Source organism: Pseudomonas sp. LAIL14HWK12:I10 (genome assembly GCF_900184205.1).
Taxonomy (GTDB): Bacteria; Pseudomonadota; Gammaproteobacteria; order Pseudomonadales; family Pseudomonadaceae; genus Aquipseudomonas; species Aquipseudomonas kermanshahensis.
Genome location: NZ_FXWU01000004.1, coordinates 243931 through 267531, shown reverse-complemented (window position 1 = coordinate 267531; position 23601 = coordinate 243931). Strand labels below are relative to the sequence as shown.

The 23601-nt window shown below is 63.5% G+C and carries 24 protein-coding genes; 17 read left to right on the top strand and 7 right to left on the bottom strand.

Annotated features, from left to right (window positions below):
- Positions 1–83: 83 nt before the first annotated feature.
- The 7 genes from prfB (at position 84) to QOS90_RS11360 (ending at position 6931) form a co-directional block, all read left to right on the top strand.
- A protein-coding gene (gene prfB, locus QOS90_RS11390; RefSeq protein WP_097151322.1) for a peptide chain release factor 2 occupies positions 84–1179 on the top strand; the annotation gives its coding sequence in 2 pieces (ribosomal slippage) (positions 84–155 and positions 157–1179; 1095 coding nt in all).
- A 93-nt stretch (positions 1180–1272) separates the two neighbouring features.
- Complete coding sequence (gene lysS, locus QOS90_RS11385; protein ID WP_027595750.1) at positions 1273–2775, top strand: lysine--tRNA ligase; 1503 nt, start codon at positions 1273–1275, stop codon at positions 2773–2775.
- Positions 2776–2980: 205 nt separating this feature from the next.
- Entirely contained in the window at positions 2981–3685 is a 705-nt protein-coding gene (locus QOS90_RS11380) for a TetR/AcrR family transcriptional regulator (RefSeq protein WP_027595751.1), read from the top strand.
- Between the two features lie 29 nt (positions 3686–3714).
- The gene (locus tag QOS90_RS11375; protein ID WP_027595752.1) at positions 3715–4263 is read left to right on the top strand and encodes a hypothetical protein; all 549 of its coding nucleotides are present in this window, start codon (positions 3715–3717) and stop codon (positions 4261–4263) included.
- A 172-nt stretch (positions 4264–4435) separates the two neighbouring features.
- Positions 4436–5713, top strand: a complete 1278-nt coding sequence (locus tag QOS90_RS11370; RefSeq protein ID WP_027595753.1) for a flavohemoglobin expression-modulating QEGLA motif protein — start codon at positions 4436–4438, stop codon at positions 5711–5713.
- Positions 5685–6608, top strand: a complete 924-nt coding sequence (locus QOS90_RS11365) for an alpha/beta hydrolase (RefSeq protein ID WP_085272730.1) — start codon at positions 5685–5687, stop codon at positions 6606–6608. The genes QOS90_RS11370 and QOS90_RS11365 overlap by 29 nt, the downstream gene beginning before the upstream one ends.
- Positions 6605–6931 (top strand): PA3694 family proteiin, encoded by a 327-nt coding sequence (locus QOS90_RS11360; RefSeq protein WP_027595755.1) that lies wholly within the window; start codon positions 6605–6607, stop codon positions 6929–6931. Before QOS90_RS11365 ends, QOS90_RS11360 begins: the two co-directional genes overlap by 4 nt.
- Positions 6932–7030: 99 nt before the next feature.
- Here the strand turns inward: QOS90_RS11360 and QOS90_RS11355 are convergent, their stop codons facing one another.
- The 5 genes from QOS90_RS11355 to QOS90_RS11335 form a co-directional block, all read right to left on the bottom strand.
- Positions 7031–7348 carry a type II toxin-antitoxin system RelE family toxin gene (locus QOS90_RS11355; RefSeq protein WP_027595756.1) on the bottom strand — a complete coding sequence of 106 codons (318 nt, stop codon included), beginning with the start codon at positions 7346–7348 and terminating at the stop codon, positions 7031–7033.
- Positions 7302–7586, bottom strand: a complete 285-nt coding sequence (locus tag QOS90_RS11350; RefSeq protein WP_027595757.1) for a type II toxin-antitoxin system Phd/YefM family antitoxin — start codon at positions 7584–7586, stop codon at positions 7302–7304. Before QOS90_RS11350 ends, QOS90_RS11355 begins: the two co-directional genes overlap by 47 nt.
- A 139-nt stretch (positions 7587–7725) precedes the next feature.
- Positions 7726–8514 carry a lipotoxin F family OmpA-related lipoprotein LptF gene (gene lptF, locus QOS90_RS11345; protein WP_085272731.1) on the bottom strand — a complete coding sequence of 263 codons (789 nt, stop codon included), beginning with the start codon at positions 8512–8514 and terminating at the stop codon, positions 7726–7728.
- Between the two features lie 50 nt (positions 8515–8564).
- Positions 8565–8978: a DUF4398 domain-containing protein gene (locus tag QOS90_RS11340; RefSeq protein ID WP_027595759.1), complete on the bottom strand. Its 414-nt coding sequence runs from the start codon at positions 8976–8978 to the stop codon at positions 8565–8567.
- A 275-nt stretch (positions 8979–9253) separates the two neighbouring features.
- A complete protein-coding gene (locus QOS90_RS11335) occupies positions 9254–9598 on the bottom strand; it encodes a pilin assembly protein (protein WP_085272810.1) in 345 nt (114 codons plus the stop codon).
- A 180-nt stretch (positions 9599–9778) separates the two neighbouring features.
- On the opposite strand from QOS90_RS11335, the gene ppc reads away from it, so the two are divergent.
- The 7 genes from ppc to QOS90_RS11300 all read left to right on the top strand — a co-directional run bounded on the left by ppc (position 9779) and on the right by QOS90_RS11300 (position 16931).
- The gene (ppc, locus tag QOS90_RS11330; RefSeq protein ID WP_085272732.1) at positions 9779–12406 is read left to right on the top strand and encodes a phosphoenolpyruvate carboxylase; all 2628 of its coding nucleotides are present in this window, start codon (positions 9779–9781) and stop codon (positions 12404–12406) included.
- A 257-nt stretch (positions 12407–12663) separates the two neighbouring features.
- The gene (gene adk / locus QOS90_RS11325) at positions 12664–13314 is read left to right on the top strand and encodes an adenylate kinase (protein ID WP_027595762.1); all 651 of its coding nucleotides are present in this window, start codon (positions 12664–12666) and stop codon (positions 13312–13314) included.
- 86 nt (positions 13315–13400) lie between these two features.
- A complete protein-coding gene (gene tsaB, locus QOS90_RS11320; RefSeq protein ID WP_027595763.1) occupies positions 13401–14075 on the top strand; it encodes a tRNA (adenosine(37)-N6)-threonylcarbamoyltransferase complex dimerization subunit type 1 TsaB in 675 nt (224 codons plus the stop codon).
- Between the two features lie 131 nt (positions 14076–14206).
- Positions 14207–14503 (top strand): hypothetical protein, encoded by a 297-nt coding sequence (locus tag QOS90_RS11315; RefSeq protein ID WP_085272733.1) that lies wholly within the window; start codon positions 14207–14209, stop codon positions 14501–14503.
- A gap of 3 nt (positions 14504–14506) precedes the next feature.
- Positions 14507–15376 carry a DUF72 domain-containing protein gene (locus QOS90_RS11310; RefSeq protein WP_085272734.1) on the top strand — a complete coding sequence of 290 codons (870 nt, stop codon included), beginning with the start codon at positions 14507–14509 and terminating at the stop codon, positions 15374–15376.
- A gap of 28 nt (positions 15377–15404) precedes the next feature.
- Positions 15405–16235, top strand: a complete 831-nt coding sequence (locus tag QOS90_RS11305; protein WP_085272735.1) for an isocitrate lyase/PEP mutase family protein — start codon at positions 15405–15407, stop codon at positions 16233–16235.
- A gap of 6 nt (positions 16236–16241) precedes the next feature.
- Positions 16242–16931 carry an extensin-like domain-containing protein gene (locus QOS90_RS11300; RefSeq protein ID WP_085272736.1) on the top strand — a complete coding sequence of 230 codons (690 nt, stop codon included), beginning with the start codon at positions 16242–16244 and terminating at the stop codon, positions 16929–16931.
- 12 nt (positions 16932–16943) lie between these two features.
- Here QOS90_RS11300 and QOS90_RS11295 read toward each other — a convergent pair whose 3' ends face one another.
- Positions 16944–17564, bottom strand: a complete 621-nt coding sequence (locus QOS90_RS11295) for an energy transducer TonB (RefSeq protein WP_085272737.1) — start codon at positions 17562–17564, stop codon at positions 16944–16946.
- 104 nt (positions 17565–17668) lie between these two features.
- Here QOS90_RS11295 and QOS90_RS11290 point away from each other — a divergent pair, with 104 nt between their 5' ends.
- Positions 17669–18445 carry a class I SAM-dependent methyltransferase gene (locus QOS90_RS11290; protein WP_085272738.1) on the top strand — a complete coding sequence of 259 codons (777 nt, stop codon included), beginning with the start codon at positions 17669–17671 and terminating at the stop codon, positions 18443–18445.
- Between the two features lie 145 nt (positions 18446–18590).
- On the opposite strand, the gene QOS90_RS11285 is transcribed toward QOS90_RS11290, so the two are convergent.
- Positions 18591–19232 carry a TetR/AcrR family transcriptional regulator gene (locus QOS90_RS11285; protein ID WP_027595770.1) on the bottom strand — a complete coding sequence of 214 codons (642 nt, stop codon included), beginning with the start codon at positions 19230–19232 and terminating at the stop codon, positions 18591–18593.
- A gap of 169 nt (positions 19233–19401) precedes the next feature.
- Between QOS90_RS11285 and QOS90_RS11280 the strand changes: the two genes are divergently transcribed.
- Both QOS90_RS11280 and QOS90_RS11275 read left to right on the top strand, forming a co-directional pair.
- Positions 19402–20502, top strand: a complete 1101-nt coding sequence (locus QOS90_RS11280; RefSeq protein ID WP_027595771.1) for an efflux RND transporter periplasmic adaptor subunit — start codon at positions 19402–19404, stop codon at positions 20500–20502.
- Between the two features lie 6 nt (positions 20503–20508).
- Positions 20509–23583, top strand: a complete 3075-nt coding sequence (locus tag QOS90_RS11275) for an efflux RND transporter permease subunit (RefSeq protein ID WP_085272739.1) — start codon at positions 20509–20511, stop codon at positions 23581–23583.
- Positions 23584–23601 lie beyond the last annotated feature (18 nt).

The window sequence follows — 23601 nt, the reverse complement described above, 5'->3', positions numbered from 1 at the left end:
ACCGCCCGGCGGGTCTGCCGCCATGCGTTGGACTCGGTTATACTCGCAGGCTTTTCACCGAATTCGCACGAGAGCCGTCGCCCATGGAAATCCAACCGATCCTGAACACCATCAAGGACCTCACCGAGCGTTCCCAGTCAATTCGGGGGTATCTTTGACTACGATCAAAAGCATGACCGCTTGATCGAAGTCAACCGCGAGCTGGAAGACCCGGCCGTCTGGAACAAGCCTGAGTACGCCCAGGCCCTGGGCCGCGAACGTGCCATGCTGGTACAGGTCGTCGAGACGTTGGACAAGATGGCCAACGGCCTGGCCGACTGCAAGGACCTGCTCGACATGGCCGTCGAGGAAGAGGACGAAAGCGCCGTCGGCGACGTCGTGACCGAGCTGGAAGGCCTGGAAGAAAAACTGGCCCAGCTTGAGTTCCGTCGCATGTTCAGCGGCGAGATGGACATGAACAACGCCTACCTGGACATCCAGGCCGGCTCCGGCGGTACCGAAGCGCAGGACTGGGCCAATATCCTGCTGCGCATGTACCTGCGCTGGGCCGACAAGCGTGGTTTCGACGCCACCATCATCGAGCTCTCCGAAGGTGAAGTCGCCGGCATCAAGGGCGCCACCGTGCACATCAAGGGCGAATATGCCTTCGGCTGGCTGCGCACCGAAATCGGCGTGCATCGCCTGGTTCGTAAAAGCCCGTTCGACTCCGGCGCCCGTCGCCACACCTCGTTCTCGGCGGTGTTCGTGTCGCCCGAGATCGACGACAAGGTCGAAATCGACATCAACCCGTCTGACCTGCGCGTCGACACCTACCGCTCTTCGGGCGCTGGTGGTCAGCACGTAAACACCACCGACTCCGCGGTGCGTATTACCCACGTGCCGACCAACACCGTGGTGGCCTGCCAGAACGAACGCTCCCAGCACGCCAACAAAGACACCGCCATGAAAATGCTGCGGGCCAAGTTGTACGAGTTGGAGATGCAGAAGCGCAACGCCGCTTCCCAGGCGCTGGAAGACAGCAAGTCGGACATCGGTTGGGGCCACCAGATCCGCTCCTACGTACTGGATGACTCGCGCATCAAGGACTTGCGGACCGGCGTTGAGCGCAGCGACTGCCAGAAGGTGCTGGACGGCGACCTCGACCAGTACCTGGAAGCGAGCCTCAAGCAAGGGCTGTAAGCCGCACACCACTGCCGCGATGCCTGGCTACTCGCCGGCATCGCGTGCCCTGCCCGAAAAGGGCAACGAATACCTGATGGAAAGAATGACGACATGAGCGACCTCAATAGCGCACCGCAAGACCTGCAACAGGAAGAAAACGCCCTGATCGCCCTGCGCAAGGAAAAACTTGCCGCAGAGCGCGCCAAGGGTAATGCCTTCCCCAATGACTTCCGTCGCGACAGCTACTGCAACGACCTGCAGAAACAGTACGCCGACAAGACCAAGGAAGAACTGGAAGCTGCAGCGATTCCGGTCAAGGTTGCCGGGCGCATCATGCTCAACCGTGGCTCGTTCATGGTCATCCAGGACATGACTGGCCGCATCCAGGTCTACGTCAATCGCAAGACCCTGCCGGAAGAAACCCTGGCCGCCGTCAAGACTTGGGACCTGGGCGACATCATCAGCGCCGAGGGCACCCTGGCCCGCTCCGGCAAAGGTGACCTGTACGTCGAAATGACCAACGTGCGCCTGCTGACCAAGTCGCTGCGCCCGCTGCCCGACAAGCACCATGGCCTGACCGACACCGAGCAGCGCTACCGTCAGCGTTACGTCGACCTGATGGTCAACGAAGAAACCCGCCACACCTTCCGTGTTCGCTCGCAGGTGATTTCGCACATCCGCAAATTCCTGATCGAGCGCGACTTCCTCGAAGTCGAGACGCCGATGCTGCAGACCATCCCTGGCGGCGCAGCGGCCAAGCCGTTCGAAACCCACCACAACGCCTTGGACATGGCCATGTTCCTGCGCATTGCGCCGGAGCTGTACCTCAAGCGTCTGGTAGTCGGTGGTTTCGAGAAAGTTTTCGAGATCAACCGTAACTTCCGTAACGAAGGCGTTTCGACCCGGCACAACCCCGAGTTCACCATGCTCGAGTTCTACCAGGCCTACGCTGACTACACCGACAACATGGACCTCACCGAAGAGCTGTTCCGCGAGCTGGCGCAGCTGGTGCTGGGCAGCACCGACGTGCCGTACGGCGACAAGGTGTTCCACTTCGGCGAGCCGTTCGTGCGCCTGTCGGTGTTCGACTCGATCCTCAAGTACAACCCTGAGCTGACCGCTGCCGACCTGCAAGACGTCGACCGTGCCCGTGACATCGCCAAAAAGGCCGGTGCCAAGGTGCTGGGCCACGAAGGCCTGGGCAAGCTGCAAGTGATGATTTTCGAAGAGTTGGTCGAGCACAAGCTGGAGCAGCCGCACTTCATCACCGAGTACCCGTTCGAAGTGTCGCCGCTGGCCCGTCGCAACGACGACAACCCGGCCGTGACCGACCGCTTCGAGCTGTTCATCGGTGGCCGCGAAATCGCCAACGCCTACTCCGAGCTGAACGATGCCGAAGACCAGGCTGAGCGCTTCCTGGCCCAGGTGGCCGAGAAGGATGCTGGTGACGACGAAGCCATGCACTACGATGCCGACTTCGTCCGCGCCCTGGAATACGGCATGCCGCCAACCGCCGGTGAAGGCATCGGCATCGACCGCCTGGTGATGCTGCTGACCAACTCGCCGTCGATTCGCGATGTGATCCTGTTCCCACATATGCGTCCGCAGGCCTGAGTGATCTGAGAAAGCCGCCTCTAGGGGCGGCTTTTTCTTGCCTGAAGCCTTATGTTGTCTGCACCGGCCCCTTCGCGGGCAAGCCCGCTCCCACAGGAATTGTGCTGCCCTCAGGCGCGATACGATCCCTGTGGGAGCGGGCTTGCCCGCGAAGGGGCCGGTACAGCCAACACACCGTCCGTGAGGTAACCCCGTGACCCCCGCAATCGCTGAGCAAGGCGCCGCTGGCATCGCCACCGCCGTCGCCGAAAGTGTGCAGTACCAGGGCCGCAAGACCGCCCGCCAAGGCAGCGAGCAGCGCCGCCAGCTGATCCTCGACGCCGCCATGCGCATCGTCGTGCGCGATGGTGTGCGCGGTGTGCGCCACCGTGCCGTGGCCGCCGAGGCGGGTGTGCCGTTGTCGGCCACCACCTATTACTTCAAGGACATCGAGGACCTGCTCACCGATACCTTCGCCCAGTACGTCGAGCGCAGCGCCGCCTACATGGCCAAGCTCTGGGCCAACACCGAGGTGGTGCTGCGCCAGATGCTCGCCCAGGGCGATGGCAGCCCGCAGGCGCGGGCGCGGCTGGCCGACGAAGTGGCAAGCATGACCGCTGACTATGTGTCGCGTCAGTTGCTCAACCGGCGCGACTTTCTGATGGCCGAGCAGGCCTTCCGTCAGGAGGCACTGCTGTGCCCGCGTTTGGCCGAGCTGGTGTGCGCCCACGACCAGATTCTGCTGCACGGCACCCGGCAATTGCTGCAGGTGGTCGGCTCGCGGCAACCGGAACAAGACGCCCAAATGTTGACGGCGATTATCGAGCAGATGGAATATCAGGGCCTGCTCAAGGATGCGAACGCGCAAGCCGATGGGCAGATGCTCGCTATGCTTACCCGTTACCTGCACCTGGTGTTGGCATCGGCTTGAGCTGAGACCTTATTTTCAAGGAGAACCTGATGAAAGCCTGGCGTGTGGTGCTGTTGACGCTGTCATTCCTGCTGCTGGGCGGTTGTCTGGTGACCTTCCATGAGCCCTTGCCGAGCAACCAGGCCGCGCCCAAGGCCCTGCTCGGCAAGTGGAGCAGCAAGGACGCCTGGGGCGAACCGCTGAAGCTGTCGATCAGCCGCAGTGGCGGCGATGCCTACAAGGCGGTGGCCACGGCCAAGGGCAAAGCCCCCGAAGAGTACGTCTTCACCGTCTCGCGCCACGGCAACCGCTGGTACCTCTCGGCCGGCGTGCCCAAGCGCCTGGGTGGCAATTTCCTGATTGGCGGTTTTGAAGTCGTCGATGGCAAGGAGCTGGTGGTGTACAACCTCGATGTCGAGCAGGTGCAGCAGGCCGTGAAAAACAAAGAGCTGACCGGGCGCAACACCGAAGTGCCGGAAGACAACGGCGAGGGCGTGCTCATCGACAGCCCCTCGGCGCGGGTGCTGGCCTACCTGGACGACCCAGCCAACTCCGACTTGTTCGTCGAGGTGGCACGCTTCCAGCGCTCCGGCAAGTAATGACCTCTGCCGTCCTTTTCAGGGTGTGAAACTGCAATGTGATCCCGGTAGGAGCAGCCTTGTGCTGCGAAAGGGCCGGTAAGACAACAGATATTTGTTGCCGATAGAGGCCTCTTCGCAGCACAAGGCTGCTCCTACAGGGACCGAGGCCGAGGCAGATAAGGAGTCCCCGGTGGACGAGTACCAGCAGACCATACGCGCGCTGTCAGACCGCATCGTTGCGGCGCAGACCCCCATCCGCGTACTCGATGCGGTGAAATGGGACGACAACATCCGCCACGGCTTCCTCAAGGCCAAAGGCAAAGAGCCACCTGCGGTAGACCGCGCCTATTACCAGTCGCGGCCGCTGTCGTTCGACTCCAGCGCGGTCAAGGCCGAATTCCAGAACATCGAACGTGACATCACTCGCCGGCTCGGGCAGTTCAACCCGGTCGGGCAGATCATGCGGCGCATGTGCAAGGAATACCGCATGGTGGTGCGTATGCTCGAGGCACGCGGCACCGAGGACTTCGGGCTGATCTCGCAGGAGCTGTACGGCGCGGCGTCCGACGCCTTTCACGCCGGTGACCCAACCCTGGCCGACCTGGGCCTGATGCTGTCGGACTACCTGAACAACATCGATGGCCGCGGCGACCTCAAGGACGAGCCAAAGAACCTCACCGCCAAAGAGGCTGTGGACATCCTCCAGCGCCGCCTGAACAAGGTGTTCGGCGAGGCCGAGGAAACCATCCGCGTGTTCGAATCCGACGGTATCGTCGCCGATGCGGCGGCCGGTGCCGACTACATCAAGGTACGTGCCGATGCCATGTTCAACAGCCGCGACGTGCGTGCGCTGGAGGTGCATGAAGGCCTGGTGCATGTGGGGACCACGCTGAACGGCCTGAACCAGCCGATCTGCACCTTCCTGGCCAAGGGCCCACCCTCATCGACGGTGACCCAGGAGGGGCTGGCGATCCTCATGGAGGTGATTGCCTTCGCCTCTTACCCCAGCCGGCTGCGCAAGCTCACCAACCGTACACGCGCCATCCACATGGTCGAGGAGGGCGCCGACTTCCTCCAGGTGTTCGAATTTTTCCGAGCCCAGGGCTTTGAAATGGCGCAGAGCTACAGCAATGCCAGCCGAGTGTTCCGCGGCTCGGTGCCCAATGGCTTGCCATTCACCAAGGACTTGTCCTACCTCAAGGGCTTCATCATGGTTTACAACTACATTCAGTTGGCCGTGAAGAAGGGCAAGCTTGAGCAGATCCCGCTGCTGTTCTGCGGCAAGACCACGCTGGAAGACATGCGCACCTTGCGCCAACTGGTCGAGGAGGGGCTGGTCGAACCGCCCAAGTACTTGCCCGAACAGTTCCGTGACCTCAACGCACTGTCGGCCTGGATGTGCTTCTCCAACTTCCTCAACCACCTGAGCCTGGATCGCATTGAAGCCGACTACGCGAACATTCTCTGAACGCTGCCGCCTGCTGGCCCTTGGCGTGCTCCTGTTGGGCCTGAGCGGTTGCAGCAGCCTGCTGTTCTACCCCGAGCACGGCCAACCGTTCACCCCGGAGCGGGCCAAGCTCGACTACCGTGACGTCAGCCTGACCACTTCGGATGGCGTACGCCTGCATGGTTGGTGGCTACCGGCCAAGGCCGGGGTCGAGGTCAAGGGCACCGTGCTGCACCTGCACGGCAACGGCGGCAACCTGGCCGGCCATCTGGGCGGCAGCTACTGGCTGCCGGAGCAGGGCTACCAGGTGCTGATGGTCGATTACCGGGGCTATGGGTTGTCCCAGGGCAAACCGAGTTTGCCCGAGGTCTATGAAGACCTCGCGGCGGCCATGGCCTGGCTGGACAAGGCGCCCGAGGTCAAGGGCAAGCCAGTGGTGCTGCTGGGGCAGAGCCTGGGCGGCGCCATGGCCATTCATTACCTGGCGGCCCACCCTGAGCAGCGCCAGCGCTTCAGCGCGCTGGTGTTCGATGGCGTGCCAGCCAGCTACCGTGCGGTCGGGCGGTTTGCCTTGAGCACTTCATGGATGACCTGGCCGCTGCAGGTGCCGCTGTCGTGGCTGGTGCCGGACGGCGACAGCGCGATCCGTTCGATCGAGCGCCTGGACAGCCCGCCGAAGCTGTTCTTCCACAGCATCGACGACCACCTGGTGCCGCTGGATAACGGCATCCGCCTGTACCAGCACGCGCCGCCGCCGCGGGTACTGCAGTTGACCCGAGGGGGCCATGTACAAACGTTCGCCGACCCAGTGTGGCGCCAGGTGATGCTGCGCTTCCTCGACGACCCGAGTCATTTCAACGGCCTGCGGCGGCTTGCCGAAGTGCCCAATTACCCTGACGAGAAGAACAAGCAATGAGTGAAGAACGCAACGCCATCCCGCTGATCCTGACCGGCGTCGGCAGCATCATCGTGACGGTGGGGGCTTTGTGGTACTACGGTTACCTGCATTTCGCCAAGCCTGAAGATGCCCTGTTGCTGCAGGATTTCACCATGCTCAAGACCCTGCCGGGCGAAGACTACAAAGCCTCCCTCGACCCTGCACCCCAGGTGGCCCAGTGCGTGGACGGTGTGCTGGTGTTGTTCGATACCCAACAGAAAGGCCTGACCGGCGTGTTGGTCGATAACCGCAAACGTGCGGTGCGCTGCATGGGGGAGGAGACGCCGCAGCAGGTGCAGTGACCTGAAGTCTGCATTGCCCTTCCGGCCCTTTCGCCGTCAAGCCCGCCCACAGCCTGTGGGAGCGGGCTTGCCCGCGAAAGGGCCGACACAGTTAACACATCACATCAAGCGAGACTTCGCAGCATCGTACACATCGCTTCTTTCTCGCTTGCCTACAGCGATAACGATGACCACCACTCGCTCATCGATAACTTGATAAACCAGGCGATAGCCCGATGACCTCAGCTTGATCTTGTAGCAGTCGGGCATGCTAGACAGTTTGTCCTTGTCCACCCTCGGCTGCGCCAAGCGCTCCCTGAGTTTTCTCGCAAACTGGATCTGCAATTGGCTATCCAGTTTCCTAAATTCCCTCTGTGCCCGAATATTGAATTCAAGGCTGTGGCTTTTTGCTGCCTTCGGCTTCGGCGATGAGCTCATCGATATCCACTTTCACTGTGGGCTCGCCACGTCGCTGGCGTACCAGCTCAGCCAACTGCATGTCGTCGATCAACTCCATCATCGCTTCGTAACGTTCCGGCGGTACCGCATAGAACGCTGGCTCGTTGCGATTGAGGATGACCACCGTTTCACCAGCCGCTTCACGGATCGTGCCCATGGGGTCCTTTTTCAGGTCAGTGATGGATGCTGCCAGATCGGCTAGAACCGGGTAGGTCATAGTTGTATCAACCCGTGAATGCAGTTATTGGTGACACGACTATAGATCTTTAAGGAGTGCTTTTAAAGGTGCTTTTAATTTTGCTGACAGATGAAAAACCCCGCCATCAGGGCGGGGTTCTTCGTTGCAGCGAGTCAGCTTACTGCGCCTGGCTTACCGAGCGCGGTGCCACCGGCTGGTTGTCATTGGAGATGGTCACCTCCACGCGACGGTTCTGCGCACGGCCCGAGTTGCTGCCGTTGTCAGCCACCGGGTACTCCTTGCCGTAACCCTGGGCGACGATTCGCGCTGGGTCTACGCCAGCACGGATCAGCGCCATGCGCACGGCGCCGGCGCGACGCTCGGAGAGGCTCTGGTTGTAGTTGGCCGAGCCGACGCTGTCGGTGTAGCCCTCTACGATGACCTTGCGTTCCGGGTTCTCTTGGAGGAACTGGGCCAGCTTGGTCACGTTGGGGTAGGCATTGCTCTTGAGTACGGCCTTGTTGAAGTCGAACAGCACGTCGCCGAAGGTGACCAGCGTACCGCGGTCGGTCTGCTTGGCATTCAGGCTGTCCTGCAGCTTGGCGATCTGCGCGTCGCGGGCATCCAGCTTGGCCTGGGCGCGCTGGGCGGAGGCGTTTTTCAGTTCGCCCTCAGCCGTACGCAGGGCAATGGTCTGCTTGGCGACTTCGACACGCTGGTTGGTCAGGTAAGCGAGCTGGTCGACCTTTTTCTGGTCCTCGCGGTCCATGTAGGCCTTGTCAGCTTTGTTCAGCCAATCCTGAGCATCTTTGGTTTCCAGCGCCGCGACTTTGCTCGCCTGCGGGTCGCTCTGCAGCGCAGAGAAGTTGGTGCGGGCCGACTCAAGGTTGGCGTTCGGGTCGTGCGAGCAGGCTGCAAGACCGACGCTCAGGGCCAGCAGGGCGGGAATCATGACGTGTTTGCGCATAGTGTTCATCCTTTGATCGAGTGCGAAGGCTAAGGGTGGCGGGGCAGGGCTCACTGAGCGCTGCGCAGGCCTTCCTCACGTACGTCCTGAACGCCCTGGCGGGCATCCTGCACGGCCTTCTGGGCCTTGGCCGCCTGAGCCTTGCGTTCGGCGAGGCGGGCATCCCATTCGGCTTGTTCGGCCAGACGCTTGGCGTCGTCGTACTTCTTGTCGTGCATGGCGATTTCGGCTTGCTTGAACTTGTCCTGCGCCGCTTTCATTTCCACCGCGGCGAACTCGGTGCCGCCCGCACTGACCGCAGAGTTCACGGCAGACTGGGTTACGGCATACTGCTCGGTGGGCGGGTTGCCCGCACAGCCGGCCAGGACCAGGCTACTGCCCAGGGCCAGCGCGGCCAGCTTGAACCCGCGCACATGAGTGGATGACGGTTTGAAAGTGCGGGTCTTCATGGTGGTCAGCTCCATTGGATCACTCCTGATAACGACGATGTCCGTAGCAGTCCATCGCTGAATCCCTGACAGTTACCGTGCGCTTCAGCTGAACGGTGCACGAGGGCAGTGTGCAGGGTTTTAGCGTGATGGCTATTTGCTCGGACTCGGCCGTTTTTCGATTAGTTCAGAAAAAAATCCCGTAATCGGGCAAAGTTTTCTGACTGATTGGTCAGTGAGTTTTGTGCGGAACTTTCACACTCAGGCGGGGTATTCTGGGCCTTGCAGGCCCGGAACAGTGTGCATCGTGGCTATTTTTGGCTGTCGTCAGCGGTGCTGCTCAGCTCATGCAAGTGGTGCCGGGACAGCGACAGAAAACGCGGGGTAGGGCCGACATCTTCGAACAAAGGGTCGCCTTCTTCATCGGTGGCGATCACTTGGCTCCCCTTTACATAGGGGAAGCTGGCCTCGATTTCCTCAAGGGCCGCCGCCACCAGTTCGCCGAGCAGTTCTTCGGCGGTGCGCTTGGGGTACATGTCGATCAGCGCGGCCAGGCGCGCCTCGGACTCCAGGTCCAGATGCAGCACATGGCCGGTACGGCTGAGGGTGCCTGCGGCATTCTGTTCCCAGTGCTGGGCGAGTTCACGGATTTTCATGATGACCTCTGTCAACGCCTCGAAAGGCTGCATTGCATCGGAGTGCTCTGCTTGCACTTTAGTTTGCTTTGCCGATCACGGCTTGCCCTTAGGCTTGCTATCGGCGCGCGGCTGGGGGCACTCTTGGCCCAGTGCTGTTTCCTGAACGAGTGCGCCAAGGCTGCGCTACAGAGAGGGCCAATGACCGATATCGATGTGCGTTTGCGTGAAGATGTCCATGTGTTGGGGGAGTTGCTCGGCGACACCATTCGTCAGCAGCACGGCGAGGCGTTCCTGCAGAAGATCGAGGGCATCCGCCACAGCGCCAAGGCCGACCGCCGGGTGGCTGGCGAGCAACTGAGCTCGACCCTTGGGGACCTGGCTGACGACGATTTGCTGCCGGTAGCAAGGGCGTTCAACCAGTTTCTCAACCTGGCCAACATGGCCGAGCAGTACCAGTTGATCCGACGCCGCGACGCCGACCAGCCAGAGCCCTTCGAGGCACGCGTGCTGCCTGAGCTGCTGGCCCGCCTGAAGCAGGCCGGGCATGGCAACGACGCCCTGGCCCGGCAGTTGGCCAAGCTAGACATTCAGCTGGTACTGACCGCGCACCCCACCGAAGTGGCGCGGCGCACCTTGATCCAGAAGTACGACGCCATCGCCGGCCAGTTGGCCGCCCAGGACCATCGCGACTTGACCCCCGCCGAACGTCAGCAGGTACGTGAGCGCCTGCGCCGGCTGATCGCCGAAGCCTGGCACACCGAAGAAATCCGCCGCACCCGGCCGACCCCCGTGGACGAGGCCAAGTGGGGCTTCGCGGTGATCGAGCATTCGCTGTGGCAGGCCATCCCCAACCACCTGCGCAAGGTCGACAAGGCGCTGCATGACGCCACGGGGCTGCGCCTGCCGCTGGAGGCCGCACCTATCCGTTTCGCCTCGTGGATGGGCGGCGACCGCGACGGCAACCCCAATGTCACGGCGGCGGTAACCCGTGAAGTGCTGTTGCTGGCACGTTGGATGGCCGCTGATCTGTTCCTGCGTGATATCGATGCCTTGGCCGCCGAGCTGTCCATGCAACATGCCAGCAGCGCGCTGCGGGAGCATGTCGGCGACAGTGCCGAGCCCTACCGCGCAATCCTCAAGCAACTGCGCGACCGCCTGCGTGCGACCCGCGCCTGGGCGCATGCCGCCTTGGGCAGCAGCACGCCCGCCGGTGCCGATGTACTGGTCGACAACCGCGACCTGATCGCGCCGCTGGAGCTGTGCTACCAGTCGCTGCACGAATGCGGCATGGGCGTGATCGCCGAAGGGCCACTGCTCGACTGCCTGCGCCGTGCCGTGACCTTTGGCCTGTACCTGGGGCGCCTGGATGTGCGCCAGGATGCCGCTCGCCACCGTGATGCGCTGACAGAAATCACCGATTACCTGGGCTTGGGGCGCTATGCCGACTGGGATGAAGAGCAGCGCATCGCCTTCCTCCTGGCCGAACTGAAAAATCGCCGGCCATTATTGCCTGCGCATTTCCAGCCCCAGGCGGATACCGCCGAGGTGCTGGCCACCTGCCGGGAAATTGCCGCTGCCCCGGCCGCCTCGCTGGGCTCCTATGTCATTTCCATGGCCGGCGCGGCTTCAGATGTGCTGGCCGTGCAGTTGCTGCTCAAGGAAGCCGGGCTGACCCGCCCGATGCGTGTGGTGCCACTGTTCGAAACCCTGGCCGACCTGGACAACGCCGGCCCGGTGATGCAGCGCCTGCTGGGCCTGCCTGGCTACCGCGCTGGCCTGCGCGGGCCGCAGGAAGTGATGATCGGCTATTCCGATTCAGCCAAGGACGCCGGCACCACAGCGGCCGCCTGGGCGCAGTACCGGGCGCAGGAAAACCTGGTGCGCATCTGCCGCGAGCATCAAGTGGAACTGCTGCTGTTCCACGGCCGTGGCGGCACCGTTGGCCGTGGCGGCGGCCCGGCCCACGCAGCGATTCTGTCGCAGCCGCCGGGCTCGGTAGCTGGGCGATTCCGCACCACCGAGCAGGGCGAGATGATCCGCTTCAAGTTCGGTTTGCCCGGTATCGCCGAACAGAACCTCAACCTGTACCTGGCGGCTGTGCTCGAGGCCACCTTGTTGCCGCCACCCCCACCGCAGCCGGCCTGGCGTGAGGTCATGGACCAATTGGCCGCCGATGGCGTGCAGGCCTACCGCAGCGTGGTGCGCGACAACCCCGATTTCGTCGAGTACTTCCGCCAGTCGACGCCTGAGCAGGAGTTGGGCCGCCTGCCGTTGGGCAGCCGGCCGGCCAAGCGACGCGCGGGCGGCATCGAGAGCCTGCGGGCTATCCCGTGGATCTTCGGCTGGACCCAGACGCGCCTGATGTTGCCTGCCTGGCTGGGCTGGGAAACGGCCTTGAGCAATGCCTTGCAACGCGGCCAGGGCGAGCTGCTGGCGCAAATGCGTGAGCAATGGCCGTTCTTCCGTACCCGTATCGACATGCTGGAAATGGTGCTGGCCAAGGCCGATGCGCAAATCGCCGAGGCCTACGACGAACGTCTAGTGCAACCGGAGTTGCTTCCTTTAGGTGTGCACCTGCGCGACCTATTGTCGCAGTCCTGCCAGGTGGTGTTGGGCCTGACCGGGCAGCCGGTGCTACTGGCGCACAGCCCAGAGACCCTGGAATTCATCAGCTTGCGCAACACCTACCTGGACCCGCTGCACCGCCTTCAGGCCGAGCTGCTGGCGCGCTCGCGCGGCCGCGAAGCCGCTCTGGACAGCCCGTTGGAGCAGGCCTTGCTGGTCACCGTGGCGGGCATTGCAGCAGGCCTGCGCAATACCGGCTGAGGTAACGCGCGGCACGCCAGGCAAGGGTGCACCTTTAGCGGCAATAAAGGGCGAGGAGGGCGGTTGCGCCGAGCGCAACCGCCTACCGGGCAGTGCGCAAGTGGCGCATTCCTGCAACTTTGGGACGCTTGTCTGGCTGCCGGGCGCTGTGTATCTTGAGCAGCCTTCTGACCGATTTATGGTCATACCCGATTTTCCGGACTTGGCCCTGGTTGCCGAATCCATTGAATTTCATAAAAAAATTTGAGGAGCACGAGATGCGCGTAATTCTGCTGGGAGCTCCCGGGGCCGGTAAAGGTACTCAGGCAAAATTCATCACCGAGAAGTTCGGTATCCCCCAGATCTCCACCGGTGACATGCTGCGTGCCGCCGTCAAGGCCGGCACCCCGCTGGGCCTGGAACTGAAAAAAGTCATGGATGCCGGCCAACTGGTTTCCGACGAGCTGATCATCGGCCTGGTCAAGGAGCGCATCGCCCAGCCGGATTGCGCCAACGGCTGCCTGTTCGACGGTTTCCCACGCACTATTCCACAGGCTGAAGCCATGGTCGCTGCCGGTGTCGACATCGATGCCGTGGTCGAAATCGCCGTTGACGATGAAGAAATCGTTGGCCGCATGGCGGGCCGTCGCGTGCACCTGGCTTCGGGCCGCACCTACCACATTCAGTACAACCCGCCGAAAGTGGAAGGCAAGGACGACGTGACGGGCGAAGACCTGATCCAGCGCGACGACGACAAGGAAGAAACCGTGCGTCATCGCCTGTCGGTCTACCACACCCAGACCAAGCCGCTGGTCGAGTTCTACCAGAAGCTGTCGGCCGCCAATGCCGGCAAGCCGAAGTACAGCCACATCGAAGGTGTCGGTTCGGTCGACGCCATCACTGCCAAGGTACTGGCAGCCCTGAGCTGATCCAACGCCTTGCATGACAACGGCCCGCTTGCGGGCCGTTGTCGTTTATACTGACGCTCTTTTCCCTGCCCCTGGAAACCCGTTCGATGACCACCCTGCTGGCCCTGGATACCGCCACCGAAGCCTGTTCCGTTGCCCTGTTGCATGACGGCAAGGTAACCAGCCATTACGAGGTGATCCCACGTCAGCACGCGCAGAAGCTGCTGCCGATGATCAAACAACTGCTGGGTGACTCCGGTGTAGCGCTGAACGCGCTGGATGCTATCGCCTTCGGCCGTGGCCCGGGCGCCTTCACCGGCGTACGGATTGCCATCGGTGTGGTTCAGGGCCTGGCGTTTGCGCTCGAACGCCCGGTGCTGCCGGTGTCCAACCTGGCCGCGTTGGCGCAAGGCGCGATGCGTGAGCAGGGTGTGCAGCAGGTGGCTGCCGCCATCGATGCACGCATGGACGAGGTGTACTGGGGCTGCTACCAGGCAAACGAAGGCGAAATGCGCCTGATCGGCCAGGAAGCGGTGCTGGCGCCCGAGCGCGTGGCGCTGCCCGACGCCAGCACGGGCGAGTGGTTCGGTGCCGGCACCGGCTGGGGGTATGCCGAGCGCCTGGCAGTGCAGGTCGCTGCCAGCAATGCCGCAGCGTTGCCCAATGCCCTCGACATCCTCAGCCTGGCCCGCTTCGCCTGGGCGCGCGGCGAGGCCATCGCTGCCGAGCAGGCGCAACCGGTGTACTTGCGCGATAATGTAGCCACACCCAAGAAACGCTGACGGCTACTCGTCGGTTATCGCCGATGACGATAAAACCTTTCGCGCGAACTGTGGTCTAGTTATCACTCGAGCATTAGCGACGGAACACTGATGCTGCTAAATTGCCATCATTGGTCCTGAGTGCTCACACCATGCGTATCGACGGTTTCTCCTCGCAGTCCTACCCGATCAAGCGCGCTCCGCGCAAAGCGTCGGTGCGCGACGAGGCAATCGACGATGCCGAAGTGATCGAGAATGACGCGCAAAGCGACGCCTCCCAAGAGGCCACCACTCGCCGTCGCAGCGGTGGCCTGCCAGCCCGCCAGCAAGACATGGTCTTCCCCCGCGCCCGTGACCGGCGCACAGCAACGGCGCTGGCCAGTTACCTGAGCACAGCCGGTTTTACCGATTGGGACATGGAAGTACTGGGGCTCGACCTGTACATTTGAGGGATGACTCCCTCTCTTCTGCCTTATTTTCTGGGTTGTCCGTCGTGGAGCGAAAGCGCCTGGCGCGATTACCTGTACCCCGCCGACGCCCGAGCCACTGAATACCTGGGCCTGTACAGCCAGGTGTTCAATGCGGTCGAGGGCAACACCACCTTCTATGCCAGCCCCGCGCCCGCGACCGTGGCCCGCTGGGCACAGGTCATGCCGGCGCACTTTCGTTTCACGGCCAAGTTCCCCCGCGAGGTCAGCCATGCCGCGGACCTTCGCGAGCAACTGGACGCGGCGACCACCTTCACCCGGTTGATGGCGCCGCTGGGTGAGCGAGTATCGCCTTATTGGTTGCAGCTGCCTGCCATGTTCGGGCCTGCGCGCTTGGCAGAGTTGAGCCACTTTCTGGATGAAGTGGCGGTGCCGGTGGCCGTCGAGGTGCGTAACGACGCCTTTTTTGCGCGGGGTGAGGAGGAGCGGCAGCTAAACCGGCTGCTGCTCGAGCGTGGCGTCGAGCGCATCTGCCTCGACCCACGGGCCTTGTTCAGCTGCACATCGCGCGACCCCGCCGTATTGCATGCCCAAGCCAAGAAACCCAAAGTGCCACCGCGCCCCGCTGCCTTCAGCCAGCACCCGCAGGTGCGTTTTATTGGCCACCCGCAACTGGACGCCAACGAAACCTTCCTGACGCCTTGGGTGGACAAGATTGCCAGCTGGATCGAGGAAGGCCGCAGCCCCTACATCTTCTTGCACACCTCGGATAACCGCCTGGCTGCGGCATTGGCCCAGCGCTTTCACCAGCGCCTGATGCAGCGCCTGCCCGGCCTTGCATCATTGCCGGAATTGCCACGCGCCCCTGAGGTCGAACAACTGGGACTACTCTGACCACTCCTTAATGCCTGAGGTTGAGACCATGGATGTGCAAACCCTGCGAGCCGAAGCCTTCAAGGCCCTGCATGAGCGCGACAGCGCGTTCGTCATCCCCAACCCGTGGGATGCCGGCTCTGCCAAGCTGCTGGCCAGCCTTGGCTTCGAGGCACTGGCCACGACCAGCGCGGGCCTGGCCTTCAGCCTGGGCCGGCCAGACGCCGAAGGCGCGTTGAGCCTGGACGAAACCCTGGCGAATGCCGGCGTGATCGTCGATGCCACGGCGCTGCCGGTTGCCGCCGACCTTGAAAACGGCTTTGGCGACCTGCCTGAGGATTGTGCACAGACCATTCTGCGTGCCGCCGAGGCGGGCCTTGTGGGGGGCTCTATCGAGGACGCCAGCGGGCGCAAGGACGCCCCCATCTATGACCACGGCCTAGCGGTGGAGCGCGTGCGCGCGGCGGTTCAGGCGGCGCGCAGCCTGCCGTTTCCCTTCACCCTCTGCGCCCGCGCAGAAAACCTGCTGCACGGGCGAATGGACCTGGACGACACCATCCTGCGCCTGCAAGCCTTTGCCGAAGCGGGTGCCGATGTACTCTATGCGCCTGGTCTGCGCACTGTCGAAGAAATTCGCGCAGTGGTACAGGCGGTGGCGCCCAAGTCGGTCAACGTGCTGATGGGGTTGGCAGGCGTGACGCTGAGCGTCAATCAACTTCAAGACCTGGGCGTGCGCCGAATCAGCGTGGGGTCGTCGCTGGCCCGCGCAGCGTTAGGGGCTTTCCACCGGGCTGCCCTGGAAATTCGCGATGAAGGCACGTTCGGTTACGGCGAACAGGCGTTGCCGTTCGCGCAGCTCAACGATCTGTTCCGTCGCTGATTGGCCATGCGTGCGCTGCTGGCGCTGCTGGTGGGCCTGTCCTTGATGGCAGGCGTGGCCTGGCACCTCGGCTGGCGCCTGCCCGATGCATGGAACCCCTGGGCGGCGCTGGACGTGCGCCAGCCACCCAACCTGCTCACTGCCTACAAACTGTCGCGCCTGCGCAATGACCCGGCGCTGTGCCGCGAAGCGCTGGCAACCAGTGGCCTGCGTTACCGGGCCCAGGCCGACAGCCCAGCCTCGGCCAACTGCCCGCTGAACAACGTGTGGCGCATCGAAGGCGGTCAGGCGCGGCTCAGCAGCAGTTTTCTCGCCAGTTGCCCGCTGGCAGTGGCCTATGCGCTGTTCGAGCAGCATGGCCTGCAGCCCGTGGCGCAGCGGGTATTGGGGCAGCCGGTGACCCAGGTCGATCATCTGGGCAGTTTCGCCTGCCGCAATGTCTACCACCGCAAACAAGGCCGACTCAGCCAGCATGCCACCGCCAACGCTCTGGATATCAGTGGTTTTCGCTTGCAGGACGGCCAGCGCATCGTGCTGGCGCAGGATTGGCAGGCGGGCGGGCAGAAGGCTGAGTTTTTACGCGAGCTGCAGCAGGTGGCCTGCGAGCGCTTCAGTACCGTGCTGGGGCCCGACTACAATGCCGCGCACCACAACCACTTCCACGTTGACATGGGCCTTTGGCAGATCTGTCGCTGAGCCGCTGTAGACTCAGGCGTAGGCGCGAACGTTGTTGAGCACCACCGGGCGCGCCCAATGGATGTCGAATTCGAGATCGTTCTGCTGTTTGGCCAGGGTGGTTTCGTCGTAGGGCTCGGGCGCCGGGTCCAGCAGGTTGGTCTCGAACTCGGCGATAGGCAGGAACAGTGGGCGTGGGGAGGGGCCTGGGCCCGGCTCGGCAAGCGGCTGGCCCTGGCTCATGACCACCGGGCGCAACCAGCTGTTGCTCAGGTCCAGCTCGCGCTGTTGTTCGATCAGCTCGATGGCACTGAACGGTTCAGGCGCAGGTTCCAGCAGGTTGGCCTCAAGCTCTGCCTTGGGCAGGAACAGCGGCTCGGGGGGCGCGACTTCGGTGTCGTGTACGGCGCAGGCGCGCTGGGCATCGATCAGCGCCAGTGCCCTGGCCCCGCCAATCGGCTCGCCGCTGTGCTGATCGTACTGCACGAACGACTCGCTGATACTGTCCGCGGGTACGTCCTGTTGCTCGGCCATGGCGCGGGCAAAGAAATCCTGCCACAGGTGGCTGACGCCCCCGAGTGTCTGGGTATTCTGCTGACCGTAGTGGCCGACAGGCGACAGGTAGGTCAAACCGATGGGAAGAGTATCTGTCATGGCAGTCGCGCGCGTTGTGCTCTGGCAGAATAGCGGGATATTGCCTGTATCGGCCGTGGTTGCCGATTCATTAAGGGCTGGGTTTGATTTTTTAGGTGTGGACGATGGAAGAGCAAGGCACGGGGATCAGGGTCGAAGCGATGTCGGCTGAGTATGCGCAACAGGCTGCGGCGTGGGCCGAGCGCCTGGGCCTGCCGCTGCAGGACGATGCCGCCGGCTTCGCTGTGCAGGTGGGCGCTGAAGGCTTGCAGATCCAGCAATTGGGCCCACAGGCACCTGGGCCCGTGCGGGTGGACTTCGTCGAAGGCCAGGCTGCGCACCGGCGCCAGTTTGGCGGTGGCAACGGGCAGATGATCGCCAAAGCGGTCGGCATTGCTCAAGGTGTTCGCCCGCAAGTGCTCGACGCGACCGCAGGGCTGGGCAAGGATGCCTTCGTGCTGGCCAGCCTGGGTTGCCAGATGACCCTGATCGAGCGCCAGCCGCTGATTGCCGCGTTGTTGGAAGACGGCTTGGCACGGGCCCGTGCCGATGAAGAGGTGGGCCCGATCGTCGGGCGTATGCGCCTGCTGACCGGCAATGCCATCGAGCGCATGCGCGCCTGGGAGGGCGAGCCGCCGCAGGTGATCTACCTCGACCCGATGTTCCCGCACCGGGACAAAAGCGCCCTGGTGAAGAAGGAAATGCGCGTGTTCCGGCCGTTGGTGGGGGATGACATGGATGCCCCGGCCTTGCTCGAAGCCGCCCTGGCGTTGGCCAGCCATCGGGTGGTGGTGAAGCGCCCGCGCAAGGCACCGATCATCGACGGGCCGAAGCCTAGCCATTGCCTGGAGGGCAAGTCGAGCCGGTATGACATCTACCCGAAGAAAGCGCTGAAGGCCTGATAACGAAGACGCCTGTAGGAGCAGCCTTGTGCTGCGAAGAGGCCGGTGAATTCACCTTGAATCTTCACGGCTTTCACCGGCCTCTTCGCAGCACAAGGCTGCTCCTACCGTACCGGGTGGGTGTCGGTAGGTTGAATGGATCCCGCTATGGGCGGAACGCCCGCATGAACACCCCCACCACCTCACGCACATGCGCCTCGGCCTCGTCGCCTTCCAACGGCCCGGCGCACCCCAGCAGCAACCGGTAGTCCGGCGCGCCCTTGACCATGCAGAAGAAGTGCTCTGCCGCGCGCAACGGGTTATCGATGCGCAGCAACCCGCGCTCATGCGCTCCGCGCAGCAGCGCTTCCATACCCGCCAGCACGCGTTTGGGCCCGGCTTCGTAGAAGTACTCGCCAAAACTTGGGTCCGAGCTGCCCTGGGCCATGATCAGGCGGCTGAGCTTGACCGCTTCGTCGCTGCTGATCAGCGCCTGGAAGTTACGCGCAATGGTCAGCAGCACCTCTTCCATCGGTGCCCCCTCGGGGTACTCGAACAGCAGGTCCGGCAGTTGGATCTGGCAGGTTGCCATGACCGCCGAGCAGAACAGCGTCTGTTTGTCGGTGAAGTGGCTGTACACGGTGAGTTTTGAAACACCTGCCGCCGCAGCGACCGCATCCATGCTGGTGTTGGCATAGCCAAGGCTGAGGAACAGTGTCTTGGCCGCTTCGAGGATCGCCTCGCGCTTGGCCAGGTCCTTGGGGCGACCGGGCCCGATGGGTGCGTCGTTGGGCATTGGAGTCTGCATCTGGTTGAAGAGTCGCCCATCTTAACGGGTCGCACGCCATCCGGCCTCAAGGAATGGCCAAACGTTGATGTTGATTTTCTTTCCGGCGCTGGCTTCCCGGCTTCGGTTTGCTGATTTAATATACCCGTCAGTATAAATATTCGATGTGCTCTTCGCGAAAGGATTCATCATGTTGCGCCATGCCTTGTCCATCGCTTTGCCCGCTACCGTCGCCCTGTTGCTGACGGCGTGTGGCCAGGAAACCGCACCGCCCGCTGCGCCGCGCCCGGCACTGGTGATCCAGCCGCAGCCTGCCGAAGCGGCAGCCGACAGCTACCCCGGCGAAGTGCGTGCGCGCTTCGAGCCGGAACTGGCCTTCCGCATCGCTGGCAAGGTCAGCAAGCGCCTGGTCGAGGAAGGGCAGCGGGTCAAGGCCGAGCAGCCGCTGGCCGAGCTGGACCCCCAGGATGTGCGCCTGCAACTGGAGGCCAATCGCGCCCAACTGGCGGCCGCCGAAGCCAACCTGGCGCTGGTGCGCGCCGAGCGTGATCGCTACCAGAAGCTGCTGGACCGGCAGATGGTCAGCCATTCGCAATACGACAATGCCGAAAACCTCTACCGCGCCGGCATGGCCCGCCTTAAACAAGCCAAGGCCGAGTTCGACGTGGCCGGCAACCAGGCCGATTACGCGGTGCTGCGTGCGCCGCAGGCTGGGGTGATCGCCAAGCGCCAGGTCGAGGTCGGCCAGGTGGTCGCCGCCGGGCAGACCGTGTTCACCCTGGCTGCAGATGGCGAGCGTGAGGTAGCCATCGGCCTGCCGGAGCAGCAATTCGCCCGCTTCGCGGTGGGGCAGGCGGTCAGTGTGGAACTGTGGTCGCACCCTGGTGAGCGTTTCGAAGGGCGCATCCGTGAACTTTCGCCGGCAGCCGACCCACGCTCGCGCACCTTTGCCGCGCGCATCGCCTTCACTTCAGCCAAGGCACCGGCCGAGCTGGGCCAGAGCGCGCGCGTGTTCATTGCCCATGAGGGCCTCATCCCACTGGCGGTGCCGTTGTCTGCGGTGACCGCAGAAAACGGCCAGGCCTATGTCTGGCGGGTCAACCCGGACCACCGCCTGGCGCGCACGGTGGTGCGCCTCGGGCCATACGGCACCGACAGCGTCCCGGTACTCGAAGGCTTGAAGCCGGGCGACTGGGTGGTCGCCGCGGGTGGCCATGTGCTGCGCGAGGGGCAGGAGGTGCGCCCCGTGGACCGCACCAACCGTGTAGTGAACCTGACGGCCAAGGAGTAAGTCCCGATGGGTTTCAACCTTTCCGCCTGGGCGCTGCGCAATCGCCAGATCGTACTGTTCCTGATGATCCTGCTGGCTGCCATTGGCGCCATGTCCTACACCAAGCTGGGCCAGAGCGAGGACCCGCCGTTCACCTTCAAGGCCATGGTCGTGCGCACCCTGTGGCCCGGCGCCACCGCCGAAGAAGTGTCGCGCCAGGTCACCGAGCGCATCGAAAAGAAACTGATGGAGACCGGCGAGTACGAGAAGATCGTCTCGTTCTCCCGCCCGGGCGAGTCGCAGGTGACCTTCATGGCCCGCGATTCGCTGCATTCCAAGGACATCCCCGAGCTGTGGTACCAGATCCGCAAGAAGGTCGCGGACATCCGCCACACCCTGCCACCGGAGGTGCAGGGCCCGTTTTTCAATGACGAGTTCGGTACCACGTTCGGCAACATCTATGCGCTGACCGGCGCGGGCTTTGACTACGCGGTGCTCAAGGATTACGCCGACCGTATCCAGGTCCAGCTGCAGCGGGTCAAGGACGTCGGCAAGGTCGAGCTGGTCGGGCTACAGGACGAGAAAATCTGGATCGAGCTGTCCAACCTCAAGCTGGCAACCCTTGGCGTGCCGCTGGAGGCTGTCCAACAGGCCCTGCAGGCGCAGAACGCGGTGAGCACCGCCGGCTTCTTCGAAACCCCCAGCGAGCGCCTGCAATTGCGGGTGAGCGGGCGCTTCGACAGCGTCGAGCAGATCCGCCAGTTCCCGATTCGCGTGGGCGATCGCACCTTCCGCATCGGCGACGTTGCCGAGGTGCACCGCGGCTTTAACGACCCGCCCGCACCGCGCATGCGCTTCATGGGTGAGGACGCCATCGGCCTGGCCGTTTCGATGAAGGACGGCGGCGACATCCTGGTACTGGGCAAGGCCCTGGAGGGCGAGTTCGAACGCCTGGCGCGCAACCTGCCGGCGGGCATGGAACTGCGCAAGGTCTCGGACCAGCCGGCGGCGGTCAAGGCAGGCGTCGGTGAGTTCGTCCAAGTACTGGCCGAGGCGTTGATCATCGTGCTTTTGGTGAGCTTCTTCTCCCTCGGCCTGCGCACCGGGCTGGTGGTGGCGTTGGCCATCCCGTTGGTACTGGCCATGACCTTTGCCGCCATGCATTACTTTGGCATCGGCTTGCACAAGATCTCGCTCGGCGCCCTGGTGCTGGCGCTGGGCCTGCTGGTGGATGATGCGATCATTGCCGTGGAAATGATGGCGATCAAGATGGAGCAGGGCTACGACCGGCTCAAGGCGGCGAGCTATGCCTGGAGCAGCACGGCCTTCCCGATGCTCACCGGCACCCTGATCACCGCGGCGGGCTTCCTGCCTATCGCCACGGCGGCCTCCAGTACCGGCGAATACACCCGCTCGATCTTCCAGGTGGTGACCATTGCGCTGCTGACCTCCTGGGTCGCAGCGGTGGTGTTCGTGCCGTACCTGGGCGAGCGGCTGCTGCCAGACCTGGCCAAACTGCATGCGGCGCGGCATGGCAGTGATGGGCACGCGCCCGACCCGTATGCCACGCCGTTCTACCAGCGCGTGCGGCGGGTGGTGGAGTGGTGCGTGCGGCGGCGCAAGACGGTCATCCTGCTGACCCTCGCGGCGTTTGTCGGCAGCATCCTGTTGTTCCGTTTCGTGCCGCAGCAGTTCTTCCCGGCCTCCGGGCGCCCGGAGCTGATGGTCGACCTGAAGCTGGCCGAAGGTGCATCGCTGGCCAACACCGCCGAGCGGGTCAAGCAACTGGAAGCACTGCTCAAGCAGCAGGACGGCATCGACAATTACGTGGCCTATGTGGGCACCGGTTCGCCGCGTTTCTACCTGCCGCTGGACCAGCAACTGCCGGCCGCCAGCTTTGCCCAGTTCGTCGTGCTGGCCAAGTCGATGGATGACCGTGAGCGCCTGCGCAGCTGGCTGATCACCACCATGGACCAGCAGTTCCCCGAGCTGCGCGGCCGCGTCACCCGCCTGGAGAACGGCCCACCCGTGGGCTACCCGGTGCAGTTCCGGGTGACCGGCGAGCACATCGAGAAGGCCCGGGCGCTGGCCCGCGAGGTGGCCGACAAGGTGCGTGAGAACCCGCATGTGGTGAACGTGCACCTGGACTGGGAAGAGCCGAGCAAAGCGGTGTTCCTGGAGATCGACCAAGACCGCGCGCGCGCCCTCGGCGTCAGCACCGCGCAGTTGTCCAGCTTCTTGCAGAGCTCGCTGACCGGGACCACGGTCAGCCAGTACCGCGAAGACAACGAATTGATCGAAATCCTGCTGCGCGGCACGCACAAGGAACGCAGCGAACTGGCCAACCTCGGCAGCCTGGCGTTGCCCACCGACAATGGCCAGAGCGTGGCGCTGTCGCAGGTGGCGACCCTGGAGTATGGCTTCGAGGAGGGCATCATCTGGCACCGTAACCGTTTGCCGACGGTGACTGTGCGCGCCGACATCTATGACAAGGAACAGCCGGCGACGCTGGTGCGGCAGATCGAGCCGACACTGCAGGCGATCAAAGCCAAGCTGCCGGATGGCTACCTGCTCGAGGTAGGCGGTACGGTAGAGGATTCGGAGCGCGGGCAGAAATCGGTGAATGCCGGCATGCCGCTGTTCATCGTGGTGGTGTTGAGTTTGCTGATGATCCAGCTGCGCAGCTTCTCGCGCACGGTGATGGTGTTCCTGACCGCGCCCTTGGGGCTGATTGGGGTGACCTTGTTCCTGCTGGTGTTCCGCCAGCCGTTCGGCTTCGTCGCCATGCTCGGCACCATTGCCCTGGCCGGGATGATCATGCGCAACTCGGTGATTTTGGTGGACCAGATCGAACAGGACATCGCGGCGGGCATGGCGCGTTGGCAGGCGATCATCGAGGCCACGGTACGGCGCTTCCGCCCGATCGTGCTGACCGCGCTGGCGGCTGTATTGGCGATGATCCCGTTGTCGCGCAGTGTGTTCTATGGGCCGATGGCGGTGGCGATCATGGGCGGGTTGATTGTTGCGACCGCGTTGACCCTGCTGTTCTTGCCGGCGCTGTATGCGGCATGGTTCAGGGTGAAGAAGGATTCAGCCGACTGAGCAGCCACTGCCCTGTGT

Excerpts from the sequence above, each read along its gene's own strand:
- QOS90_RS11280 (WP_027595771.1), top strand. The coding sequence starts at position 19,402 with ATGTTGCGCCATGCCTTGTCCATCGCTTTGCCCGCTACCGTCGCCCTG.
- QOS90_RS11355 (WP_027595756.1), bottom strand. The coding sequence starts at position 7,348 with ATGAGCTCATCGCCGAAGCCGAAGGCAGCAAAAAGCCACAGCCTTGAA.
- QOS90_RS11295 (WP_085272737.1), bottom strand. The coding sequence starts at position 17,564 with ATGACAGATACTCTTCCCATCGGTTTGACCTACCTGTCGCCTGTCGGC.
- QOS90_RS11300 (WP_085272736.1), top strand. The coding sequence starts at position 16,242 with ATGCGTGCGCTGCTGGCGCTGCTGGTGGGCCTGTCCTTGATGGCAGGC.
- QOS90_RS11310 (WP_085272734.1), top strand. The coding sequence starts at position 14,507 with ATGACTCCCTCTCTTCTGCCTTATTTTCTGGGTTGTCCGTCGTGGAGC.
- ppc (WP_085272732.1), top strand. The coding sequence starts at position 9,779 with ATGACCGATATCGATGTGCGTTTGCGTGAAGATGTCCATGTGTTGGGG.
- lptF (WP_085272731.1), bottom strand. The coding sequence starts at position 8,514 with ATGCGCAAACACGTCATGATTCCCGCCCTGCTGGCCCTGAGCGTCGGT.
- QOS90_RS11360 (WP_027595755.1), top strand. The coding sequence starts at position 6,605 with ATGAGTGAAGAACGCAACGCCATCCCGCTGATCCTGACCGGCGTCGGC.
- QOS90_RS11340 (WP_027595759.1), bottom strand. The coding sequence starts at position 8,978 with ATGGAGCTGACCACCATGAAGACCCGCACTTTCAAACCGTCATCCACT.
- adk (WP_027595762.1), top strand. The coding sequence starts at position 12,664 with ATGCGCGTAATTCTGCTGGGAGCTCCCGGGGCCGGTAAAGGTACTCAG.
- QOS90_RS11315 (WP_085272733.1), top strand. The coding sequence starts at position 14,207 with ATGCGTATCGACGGTTTCTCCTCGCAGTCCTACCCGATCAAGCGCGCT.
- QOS90_RS11335 (WP_085272810.1), bottom strand. The coding sequence starts at position 9,598 with ATGAAAATCCGTGAACTCGCCCAGCACTGGGAACAGAATGCCGCAGGC.
- QOS90_RS11375 (WP_027595752.1), top strand. The coding sequence starts at position 3,715 with ATGAAAGCCTGGCGTGTGGTGCTGTTGACGCTGTCATTCCTGCTGCTG.
- QOS90_RS11350 (WP_027595757.1), bottom strand. The coding sequence starts at position 7,586 with ATGACCTACCCGGTTCTAGCCGATCTGGCAGCATCCATCACTGACCTG.
- QOS90_RS11275 (WP_085272739.1), top strand. The coding sequence starts at position 20,509 with ATGGGTTTCAACCTTTCCGCCTGGGCGCTGCGCAATCGCCAGATCGTA.
- tsaB (WP_027595763.1), top strand. The coding sequence starts at position 13,401 with ATGACCACCCTGCTGGCCCTGGATACCGCCACCGAAGCCTGTTCCGTT.
- QOS90_RS11305 (WP_085272735.1), top strand. The coding sequence starts at position 15,405 with ATGGATGTGCAAACCCTGCGAGCCGAAGCCTTCAAGGCCCTGCATGAG.
- QOS90_RS11285 (WP_027595770.1), bottom strand. The coding sequence starts at position 19,232 with ATGCAGACTCCAATGCCCAACGACGCACCCATCGGGCCCGGTCGCCCC.
- QOS90_RS11290 (WP_085272738.1), top strand. The coding sequence starts at position 17,669 with ATGGAAGAGCAAGGCACGGGGATCAGGGTCGAAGCGATGTCGGCTGAG.
- lysS (WP_027595750.1), top strand. The coding sequence starts at position 1,273 with ATGAGCGACCTCAATAGCGCACCGCAAGACCTGCAACAGGAAGAAAAC.